6 protein-coding genes are annotated in these 9,509 nt (G+C 69.7%); 5 read left to right on the top strand and 1 reads right to left on the bottom strand.

Going from position 1 to position 9,509, the window contains the following annotated elements; translation table 11 throughout:
* Window positions 1-188 precede the first annotated feature (188 nt).
* Window positions 189-1,973 (top strand): N-acetylglutaminylglutamine amidotransferase, encoded by a 1,785-nt coding sequence (locus tag NBW77_RS07825; protein WP_131747282.1) that lies wholly within the window; start codon window positions 189-191, stop codon window positions 1,971-1,973.
* Window positions 1,970-4,312, top strand: a complete 2,343-nt coding sequence (locus NBW77_RS07830) for a S9 family peptidase (protein WP_250279497.1) — start codon at window positions 1,970-1,972, stop codon at window positions 4,310-4,312. The genes NBW77_RS07825 and NBW77_RS07830 overlap by 4 nt, the downstream gene beginning before the upstream one ends.
* On the opposite strand, the gene NBW77_RS07835 is transcribed toward NBW77_RS07830, so the two are convergent.
* Window positions 4,252-4,779: a VOC family protein gene (locus NBW77_RS07835; protein WP_250279498.1), complete on the bottom strand. Its 528-nt coding sequence runs from the start codon at window positions 4,777-4,779 to the stop codon at window positions 4,252-4,254. The genes NBW77_RS07830 and NBW77_RS07835 overlap by 61 nt on opposite strands.
* Before the next feature lie 152 nt (window positions 4,780-4,931).
* Between NBW77_RS07835 and NBW77_RS07840 the strand changes: the two genes are divergently transcribed.
* The 3 genes from NBW77_RS07840 to NBW77_RS07850 all read left to right on the top strand — a co-directional run bounded on the left by NBW77_RS07840 (window position 4,932) and on the right by NBW77_RS07850 (window position 9,153).
* Window positions 4,932-5,711, top strand: coding sequence for an aminotransferase class IV family protein (locus NBW77_RS07840; protein ID WP_131747281.1), 780 nt, complete (start codon window positions 4,932-4,934; stop codon window positions 5,709-5,711).
* Window positions 5,712-5,865: 154 nt separating this feature from the next.
* Entirely contained in the window at window positions 5,866-6,801 is a 936-nt protein-coding gene (gene fdhD / locus NBW77_RS07845) for a formate dehydrogenase accessory sulfurtransferase FdhD (protein WP_250279499.1), read from the top strand.
* A gap of 57 nt (window positions 6,802-6,858) precedes the next feature.
* Window positions 6,859-9,153 carry an FdhF/YdeP family oxidoreductase gene (locus NBW77_RS07850; RefSeq protein WP_250279500.1) on the top strand — a complete coding sequence of 765 codons (2,295 nt, stop codon included), beginning with the start codon at window positions 6,859-6,861 and terminating at the stop codon, window positions 9,151-9,153.
* Window positions 9,154-9,509 lie beyond the last annotated feature (356 nt).

The following is a 9,509-nucleotide window of genomic DNA, read 5'->3' on the forward strand; positions in this document are numbered from 1 at the left end:
GTTCCAAGGACACCTGGCTGTCGCGCTGAGATCCGGGGTAGTGCCCGGGTGAGGTGCCCGGGTGAGGTCAGGACGCGGGGCCGCGGCGACCGGCATCGCAACGGCGCTGTCATCCGCCGGTAACCACCGGCCCGGATGGTGGTAGCCACGCCGTCGAGGAAGCCGAGGAGCGATCGACAGGAGTCAACATGTGCGGTCTGAGTGGGGAGCTGCGGTTCGACGGCGCCGCCGCCGATGTGGACGCGGTGGTGCGGATGGCCGAGCGGATGCGCCCGCGAGGCCCGGACTCGAGCGGTGCGTGGGCGTCCGGGCCGGTCGCGTTCGGCCACCAACGTCTGAAGATCATCGATCTGTCGGAGCGCGGCGCCCAGCCGATGGTCGACAGCGAGCTCGGTCTCACCTCGGTCTTCAACGGTTGTATCTACAACTATCGGGAGCTGCGAGCAGAGCTGACCGCCGCGGGGTACCGCTTCTTCTCCACCTCCGACACCGAGGTGATCGCCAAGGCCTACCACCGGTGGGGCACCCGGTGCGTCGACCGCTTCGCCGGGATGTTCGCCTTCGCGATCCACGAGCGCGACACCGGCCGCCTCGTCCTCGGCCGTGACCGCCTGGGCATCAAACCGCTCTACGTCACCACGGACGCCGCCCGCGTCCGCTTCGCCTCGACGCTGCCCGCGTTGCTCGCCGGCGGCGGTGTCAGCGGCGACATCGATCTGGTCGCGCTGCACCACTACCTGTCGTTCCATTCGGTGGTGCCGGCGCCGCGCACGATCCTCACGGGTGTGCGCAAGCTGCCCGCGGCCACGGTACGGACCATCGACAGCGACGGTTCGAGCACCGACGAGCTGTACTGGCACCCGAGCTTCTCCCGCGACCCGGCACACGCCGGCTGGTCGGAGGCGGACTGGCGGGACGCGATCGCCGAGCGGCTGCGCATCGCCGTGCGCCGGCGCATGGTCGCGGACGTCCCGGTCGGCGTGCTGCTGTCCGGCGGCCTGGACTCCAGCCTCATCGTCGCGCTGCTCGCCGAGGCCGGGCAGACCGGTCTCGCGACCTTCAGCGTCGGGTTCGAAGCGGCCGGCGGAGAGTCCGGTGACGAGTTCATGTACTCGGACGTCATCGCCCGCCACTTCGGCACCGACCACCACCAGATCCGGGTGGCGAGCAGGCTGCTGCTGCCCGCGATCGACCGGGCCATCGACGCGATGAGCGAGCCGATGGTCAGCCATGACTGCGTCGCGTTCCACCTGCTGTCGCAGGAGGTCTCCCGCCACGTCAAGGTCGTGCAGTCCGGACAGGGCGCCGACGAGGTGTTCGCCGGCTACTCCTGGTATCCACCGCTGGCCGGCGTCCCGCGCGGCGAAGCGGTCGAGGAGTACCTGCGGGTGTTCTCCGACCGGTCGCACCCGGCGATCGCGGCCATGCTGGAGCCGGACTACACCCTCGACACCGACGTCAGCCGCGCCTTCGTCGCCACGCACTTCGCCGAGTCCGGCGCGGCAAGCGCCGTGGACGCGGCTCTGCGCATCGATTCGACGATCATGCTGGTGGACGACCCGGTGAAACGTGTCGACAACATGACCATGGCGGCCGGGTTGGAGGCCCGCACCCCGTTCCTCGACCACGAGCTCGTCGAGCTCGCGGCAGCCTGCCCGCCCGAGCTGAAGCTCGCCTCCGGCGGGAAGGGGGTGCTCAAGGACATCGGTCGTCCGATCATGCCGGTCGAGGTCATCGACCGGCCGAAGGGCTACTTCCCGGTCCCGGCCATCCGGCACCTGTCCGGGGTGTACCTGGACCGGGTGCGCGAGTCGCTGACCGACCCGGTCGCCAAGGCCCGCGGGCTGTTCCGTTCCGAGTGGGTGGAGGCCATGCTCGCGGCGCCGAACGACAACCGGACCACGCTCGGCGCGAACGCGTTGTGGCAGGCGGCGCTGCTGGAGATGTGGCTGCAGACCCAGGGGGTGTCATGACGGTGGAGTGGTTCTCGGCAGGCGGGTACCTGTCCGGAGTGGAGGTGACCCGGGGCGACGACCATGCGGACGGTGCGGTCGGTGCGGTCGGCGCGGTCGGTGTTGCCGTATCCGTTGCCCGCCGGGACCCGGGCACCGGTCACCTGCGTACCGGCGACCTGGTGGACGACTGGGTGGCCGCGGCGAGCTGCTCCTCGCCGAGCCTCGGCCCCGCCGGCCGGGTCGCCTACGTCAGCGACCGTGACGGCACCCCGCGGCTGTGGCTGCGCGACGCCACCGGAGAGCGCCGGCCCGTCGACACCGGCGCCGGCCATGTCCGGTCGGTGGTCTGGTCACCGGACGGAGCATGGATCGCCGTCATGGTCGCGCCCGGCGGCGGCGAGCACACGGAGGTCCGGGTCATCCGCCCGGACGGCACCGGGCTTCGCCGTCTTGCCGGCGGCCCGCATCCGGTCGCAGACCTGACCGGCACGGTGACGCGGTCACGGGAAGTCCCTGCCACATCCGCGACACCGGTTGTCCTGCGTCCGGCCAACCCCTCGAATCCGGGTTCCGGTAGAGGCTCCGCCGTGGACGCCGGCGCGGTGAGCGCCGCCACCCTCGGCCGATGGACACCGGACGGCGCCGCGGTCGCGCTCTGTGAGTCGGTCGGGTCGGGTATGACCCACGCCCTGCTCGTCGACCCCGAAACCGGGCGCCGCGAGCACCTCGCCGCGGGTCAGGCGCTGGCCATCTGCGACATCGACGGCGATGCCCGCAGTGGGTACCGGCTGCTGCTGCGTGAGGGTCCCCGCGGTGTCCGCCGGCTCATCCTGGTCGACTCCGCGACCGGACGTTTCCACCTGTTGCTGGACGCGGCGGCCACCGTCGGGCTCGGCCGTTTCGGCGCCGGTGTCGGGGCCACCGATCGGGATGTCGTCTACCTGCTGTCGGATGCCGGGCGGGAACGCGTCGTACTGATGGCAGTTACCTTGAGTGGTGGCGGTGAGCCTGGCGTCGCCGAGGTCGTGGCCGCTCGGGACGACGCCGACCTGGAACGTTTCGTGCTGCTGGCGTCCGGGGGGGCCACGGAGCGGCCGAGCGCCGTGCTGGCGTGGAACGTCGACGGGCACAGCGTCCTCGAACTTGTCGACCTTGGGTCCGGCTCCCGGCGCAGCCTTCCGCCGCTGCCCCGGGAGGTCGCGGGCAGCCTGCTGGTCCATGACGGTGGCCGCGGGCTGCTGCTGGCGCTGGTCGGCTCGACCGTCCCTGGTGAGCTGTGGACCTACGACCTCACCCAGCTCTCGGATGCGCTGTCGGATCCGGCCTCGGTTCCGCTGTCGGATCCGGCCGGCTATCGATGTCTGGTCTCCGACGCACCCACAGCATTCCCGGCACCGGCGCTCGCGTCCGTTCTTCCCGCATTGCCGGCGGCGCGGCCCCAGACCCGTCTCGTCCGGCCCGTGCTGCACCGGTTCAGCGCGCACGACGGGCTGGAGCTGTCCGGCTGGCTGTACCGGCCGGTCGGTGGGCCCGGCCCGCACCCGACCCTGGTCTTCTTCCACGGCGGCCCGGAGGCTCAGGAACGTCCCGCCTTCAACCCGCTGTTCCAGGCGCTGGTCACCCGGGGTGTGGCCGTGTTCGCGCCGAACGTACGCGGCTCGTCCGGTTACGGGCGGTCGTTCGTGGACGCCGACAACCACCGCCGCCGTCTCGATGGCATCGCCGACGTCGCATCCTGCGTCCGTTATCTGGTGGCGGCCGGCCTTGCCGACGGTGACCGGGTTGGGGTCGCGGGCCGTTCGTACGGGGGTTACCTGACGCTCGCCGCGCTGGTCACCTACCCGGAGCTGTTCCGGGTGGGGGTGGACATCTGCGGGATGGCCGACTTCGCCAGCTTCTACGCCCACACCGAACCGTGGATCGCCGGCCCCGCCGTGACCAAGTACGGTGATCCGGTAGCCGATGCCGGTCTGCTGCGGGAGCTCTCACCGCTGTACCGGATGCACCGTCTGGCCGCCCCGCTGCTGGTCGTCCACGGTGTCAACGACACCAACGTCCCGGTGATCGAGGCCGAACAGGCGGTCGCAGCCGCGTCCGCGGCCGGGGTCGACTGCAGGTACCTGCTTTTCGACGGTGAGGGTCACGAGATCGTGGGTCTGGAGAACCGGACGGTGTTCGTCCGGGAGACCGTCGAATGGGTGAGCGGTCACCTGCTGAAGTCCGGTCGGGTGGAGTCGGGGGCCGACGAGCCGTTGGTCCCCCGGCAGTTGCACGGCACGCAGCAGGACGATCCGCGTCAGACGGTGACACCGATGGGGATGGAGATGCCGACGCCGCCGCGGGTGTCGGCGCCGTAGCGGGCCTTCTCCTTGGCGATGTCCAGCGGGCGGATGCCGCTCGCCCCGGCCGCGATGGCCGCGTCGTCGAGCAGGTGCGCGGGGATCAGCCAGACGACCTCGAACTCCAGGCCGTCCGGGTCGTGTGCGTACAGGCTCTTCGTCGTACCGTGGTCGGACGCACCGACCAGCGCCCCGGCCTCGGTGAGCTTGCGTGCGGTCTCCTCCAGCTCGTTGAGGGTGCCGACCTCCCACGCGATGTGGTACATGCCCACGGTCGAGCGTCCGGCCTGGGACGCGCCGGCACGCGGGCCGAGCTGGAACAGGCCGATGTCGTGGTCGTTGGTGGAGTCCGGTGCCTGGAGGAACGCGGCTTGGCCGGGCATCGAAATCTTCACCCGGAAGTCCAGGACGTCGGTGTAGAACGCGGTGGTGCGTGCGACGTCACGGACGTAGAGGACGACGTGGTTGAGGCGGTGGACACCCATGATCTTCTCCCTGTGACGCTCGACGCCCGTTCGTTCCTGTTGAGCCTTCAACTATCTTCACGATACATCGCGAGAAGGCCGGCCCCGACCGTGACTACCGTGCTTGTTCCACTACCGCGTCCCCTCCGCCCTCCGCCCTCCACACTGGCCGTATGGCGCAGTTGGACGGCATGCCGGTGGACGCCGATGATCTCGCGGTGCTGGCGCTGACGAACTACGGCCACTTCACGTCCATGCGCATTGACGATCAACGTGTCCGTGGGCTGTCGCATCACCTGGAACGACTGGTCCGTGACTGCCGGACGGTCTTCGACGCCGACCTGGACGCGCAGCGCGTGCGGGAGCTCATCCGCCGGGCGGTCGGTGACGACACAGGGTCGTTCATGGTCCGGGTGACCATCTTCGACCCGGCGCTTGGGATGGGGCATCCCGGCGCCATGGCGGAACCGCGCGTTCTCGTGACCACCCGGCCGGCGGCCACCCTCCCGTTGCCGCCGCTGCGAGTCCGGTCGGTCGGCTATCGCCGGGATATGCCGGCCGTCAAACACGTCGGACTTTTCGGCACTCTTCGGTGCCGGCGGGAGGCGCAGCGCAATGGTTTCGACGACGCGCTCTTCATAGATGCCGGTTCTTTCATCTCCGAGGGCGGTACCTGGAACATCGGCTTCTTCGACGGCGAGCACGTGGTCTGGCCCGATGCGGACTGCCTCACCGGAGTGACCATGCGGCTGCTCAGGCAGGTACATGAGCGGACCATCGTCGCACCGGTCGGTCTGTCGGCCGTCCCCGACATGTGGGCCGCATTCGTCACCAACGCCGCCATCGGTGTACGCGCGGTCGGCGCCATCGACGACATGGAACTGAATGATGATCATCATGTTGTCGAGGTCCTCCGCAGGGAGTACGCCGGCATCCCGGGAGAACCGCTGTGACCGCGGGCGGCCCGCCACTGCCCGGCTGCACTGAATCTGCTTTGGATCCGCCTCGGACCGTAGGTGGAAACAGTCACCAGGATGACGGAAACCACCTACGCCTATCCCTCCCGGTGGCTTGCGACGCAGGGAGGGATGGGGCAGGGTGGCTATCATGGGACGGGTGACTGCACGCCGACGGGTCGTGCGGATCTCCGTCGACGGTGATCGGGTAACACGTCCGGACAGCCTCGCCGGTGAGGAGCCGTTGGAGCTCCGGGTAGGCGGGAAGCCGCTGACCGTTACCATGCGCACCCCCGGGCATGACATGGATCTCGCCCTTGGCTTCCTCGTCGGTGAGGGGATCATCGCAGACGGCACGGACGTCACGGCGATGCGGTACTGCGTAGGCGTAGGCGTAGGCGGTGTCGACACCGACACCGACACCGACACCGACACCGACGGCGGGCAGGTCTCCAGCGGCCGGACCTATGACGGCCCGATTCACGGCGTCCAGACTTACAACGTCCTCGACATCACCCTTGCGCCGGCCGTGCCACCGCTCGACGTGAGCATCGAGCGTGCCTTCTACACCAGCAGTTCCTGCGGGCTGTGCGGGAAGACCAGCATCGACGGGGTTCAGCTGCGCAGCCGGTACCGGGTGGACGCCGACCCGTTGCTGCTATGCCCGGATGTGGTGCTGGCGCTGCCCGACCGGCTGCGCGCCGCACAGCGGGTCTTCGCCTCGACCGGTGGGCTGCACGCCGCGGCGATCGCCGATGCGGACGGGAACCTGCTGGTGGTCCGGGAGGACGTCGGCCGGCACAACGCCGTCGATAAGGTCATCGGCTGGGCGGCACGCAAGGGCCACCTGCCATTGCGCGAACGGATGCTGGTCGTCAGCGGCCGCGCGTCGTTCGAACTGACCCAGAAGGCGCTGCTGGCCGGCATCCCCGCGCTGGCCGCGGTGTCCGCGCCGTCGTCGCTTGCGGCCGACCTCGCCGAGGACGCCGGGATGACGCTGGTGGGGTTCGTCCGCGGCAGCTCGATGAACGTCTACACCGGCGCGCACCGCATCCGCGAGGTGATGGTCGAGACCGGCCTGCGGTAGACCGGCGCGCGGTGGCGCGGTCGGTCGAGCGGTATGCGATGAGGAGAGGCGGCAACGATGGTACGTCGTGCTCCACGTGAGGACCCCGGTGAGGACGGGCTCAGGGTCGGAGCTCCGGCGTCGTCGGCGGCCGGCATCCCCGGCGTGCTGCATGCGATGGAACATGTCCGCGACCAGATGGGGGTCCGCCGGGGTGTCCGTTCGCTGCTCGCGCTGAACCAGGCCGACGGCTTCGACTGCCCGGGGTGCGCCTGGCCGGATCCCCGCCCCGCCGACCGGGGGAAGGCCGAGTTTTGCGAGAACGGCGCCAAGGCCGTTGCCGAGGAGGCGACCCTGCGCCGGCTGGGCCCCGGGTTCTTCGCCGCGCATGCGGTCTCGGAGCTTGCCACCCGCAGCGGCTACTGGCTGGGTCAGCAGGGCAGGCTCACCGAGCCGATGTACAAGGCGTCCGACAGTGATCATTATGCGCCGGTGAGCTGGGACGACGCATTCGCGATCATCGCTGGGGAACTGCGCGCGCTTGACAGCCCGGACGAGGCCGCCTTCTACACCTCAGGGCGGGCCAGCAACGAGGCCGCGTTCGCCTACCAGCTGTTCGTCCGGGCGTTCGGGACGAACAACCTGCCGGACTGTTCGAACATGTGTCACGAGTCGTCCGGGTCGGCGCTGACCGAGACGATCGGTGTGGGCAAGGGCAGTGTCAGCCTCGACGACATCGTCCAGGCCGATCTGATCTTTGTCGTGGGGCAGAACCCGGGCACGAACCACCCGCGGATGCTCACCGCGCTGGAAGCGGCGAAACGCGCCGGGGCGAGCATTGTCGCGGTGAATCCGCTGCCCGAGGCCGGGTTGCTACGGTTCCGTAACCCGCAGCATGCCAGTGGTGTCACAGGATCCGGTACCGCGCTCGCCGACCAGTTTCTGAAGATCCGGCTCGGCGGTGACCTGGCGCTGTTCCAGGCGATCAACGCCCGGCTGCTCGCCGCGGAGCAGGCACGTCCCGGGGAGGTCCTCGACCGGGCCTTCCTCGATGCCCACACCGACGGCTTCGCTCGCCTGGCCGCGCATCTGGGTGGTGTGTCCGCGGACGACGTGCGTGCGGCGACGGGCCTGACCGACGCCGAGATCGACGAGGTCGTCGGTCGGGTACTCGCCGCCGAACGGATCATTGTCTGCTGGGCGATGGGGCTCACCCAGCACCGCGACGCGGTCCCTACCATCCGTGAGGTCGTCAACTTCCTGCTGCTGCGCGGCAACATCGGGCGTCCCGGCGCCGGGGTGTGCCCGGTGCGTGGGCACAGCAACGTCCAGGGTGACCGGACCATGGGCGTCTGGGAGAGGCCACCGGCTGTGTTCCTCGACCGGCTGCGCGACGAGTTCGGGTTCGACCCGCCGCGGGCACACGGGCTCGACGTGGTCGACACGCTGCGGGCGATGCGGGACGGGCGGGTGAAGGTGTTCACCGCGCTCGGTGGGAACTTCGTCGGGGCGACCCCGGACACCGAGGTCACCGAGGCCGCGATCCGCCGGCTGCGCCTGACCGTCCAGGTGTCGACGAAACTGAACCGATCACACATCGTCACAGGGCGGCGGGCGCTGATCCTCCCCACCCTTGGCCGTACCGAGATCGACGTGCAGGCCGGTGGGCCGCAGTTCGTCACCGTCGAGGATTCGATGAGTGCCGTGCACATCTCCCGGGGCCGGCTCGCCCCCGCGTCGGGGTCGCTGCGTTCGGAGGTGGCGATCGTGTGCGGGCTGGCCCGGGCGACCCTCGGTGGGCATGTCGCCGTCGACTGGGAGGGGCTCGCCGCCGACTATGGCCGCATCCGCGCCCACATCGGACGGGTCGTCCCCGGCTGCGAGGACTTCGAGGCCAAGGTCGCGCGGCCCGGCGGCTTCATCCTGGCGCACCCGCCGCGCGACTCCCGTACCTTCCCGACCGAGACCGGGCGGGCCCGGCTCACCGTCAACACCCTGGATGTGCTGCGCGTCCCACCGGGGCATCTGCTGTTGCAGACGATCCGCTCGCACGACCAGTTCAACACCACGATCTACGGGCTGGACGACCGCTACCGCGGCATCCACCAGGGCCGCCGGGTCGTGTTCGTCAACCCCGACGACCTCGCCGCGTTCGGTATCGCCGACGGCGCACACGTCGACCTGGTCAGCCGGTGGACGGACGGGGTGGCGCGGCGGGCCGAAAGGTTCCGGGTGGTGGCCTACCCGACCGCCGCAGGGTGCGCCGCCGCCTACTTCCCGGAGACGAACGTGCTGGTCCCGCTCGACGCCACCGCGGCGGTCAGCAACACCCCCGTGTCCAAGTCGGTAGTGATCCGCCTCGAACCCGTCTGACGCCCGACCCCTTGTCGATCGAGTTCATGGCAGCCGGTTACCGACGTCCAGGCCGGGGATCTCGCAGGTGGTTGCCGGGTGTGACCGGGTTGTGAACGCCGGCCGCGGGGAACGCGAAAATCCTGCCCTGGGTGGCATGGTGGTGACGTTGTGCGGTAGAGTCATGCTGTCTGTCGTTATTGTCCGTTTCTGACTCTGGATCCGTTCGGCCCTTTTCAGTCTTGTTCGGCCTTGTTCAGTCTTGTTCAGCCCTGGCCTTGATCTTGCGGGGTGGTGTGTGTGGCGGCTGTGACTCCTCTTCCGTCCTGTTTGTTCTCTTTGTCCTACCGGCTCCGCGACTTTCCTGACCGTGGGCC

The sequence above is a fragment of the Frankia sp. Cppng1_Ct_nod genome (genome assembly GCF_920656135.1).
GTDB lineage: Bacteria > Actinomycetota > Actinomycetes > Frankiales > Frankiaceae > Protofrankia > Protofrankia meridionalis.

Excerpts from the sequence above, each read along its gene's own strand:
- NBW77_RS07825 (WP_131747282.1), top strand. The coding sequence starts at position 189 with ATGTGCGGTCTGAGTGGGGAGCTGCGGTTCGACGGCGCCGCCGCCGAT.
- NBW77_RS07830 (WP_250279497.1), top strand. The coding sequence starts at position 1,970 with ATGACGGTGGAGTGGTTCTCGGCAGGCGGGTACCTGTCCGGAGTGGAG.
- NBW77_RS07835 (WP_250279498.1), bottom strand. The coding sequence starts at position 4,779 with ATGGGTGTCCACCGCCTCAACCACGTCGTCCTCTACGTCCGTGACGTC.
- NBW77_RS07840 (WP_131747281.1), top strand. The coding sequence starts at position 4,932 with ATGGCGCAGTTGGACGGCATGCCGGTGGACGCCGATGATCTCGCGGTG.
- fdhD (WP_250279499.1), top strand. The coding sequence starts at position 5,866 with ATGGGACGGGTGACTGCACGCCGACGGGTCGTGCGGATCTCCGTCGAC.
- NBW77_RS07850 (WP_250279500.1), top strand. The coding sequence starts at position 6,859 with ATGGTACGTCGTGCTCCACGTGAGGACCCCGGTGAGGACGGGCTCAGG.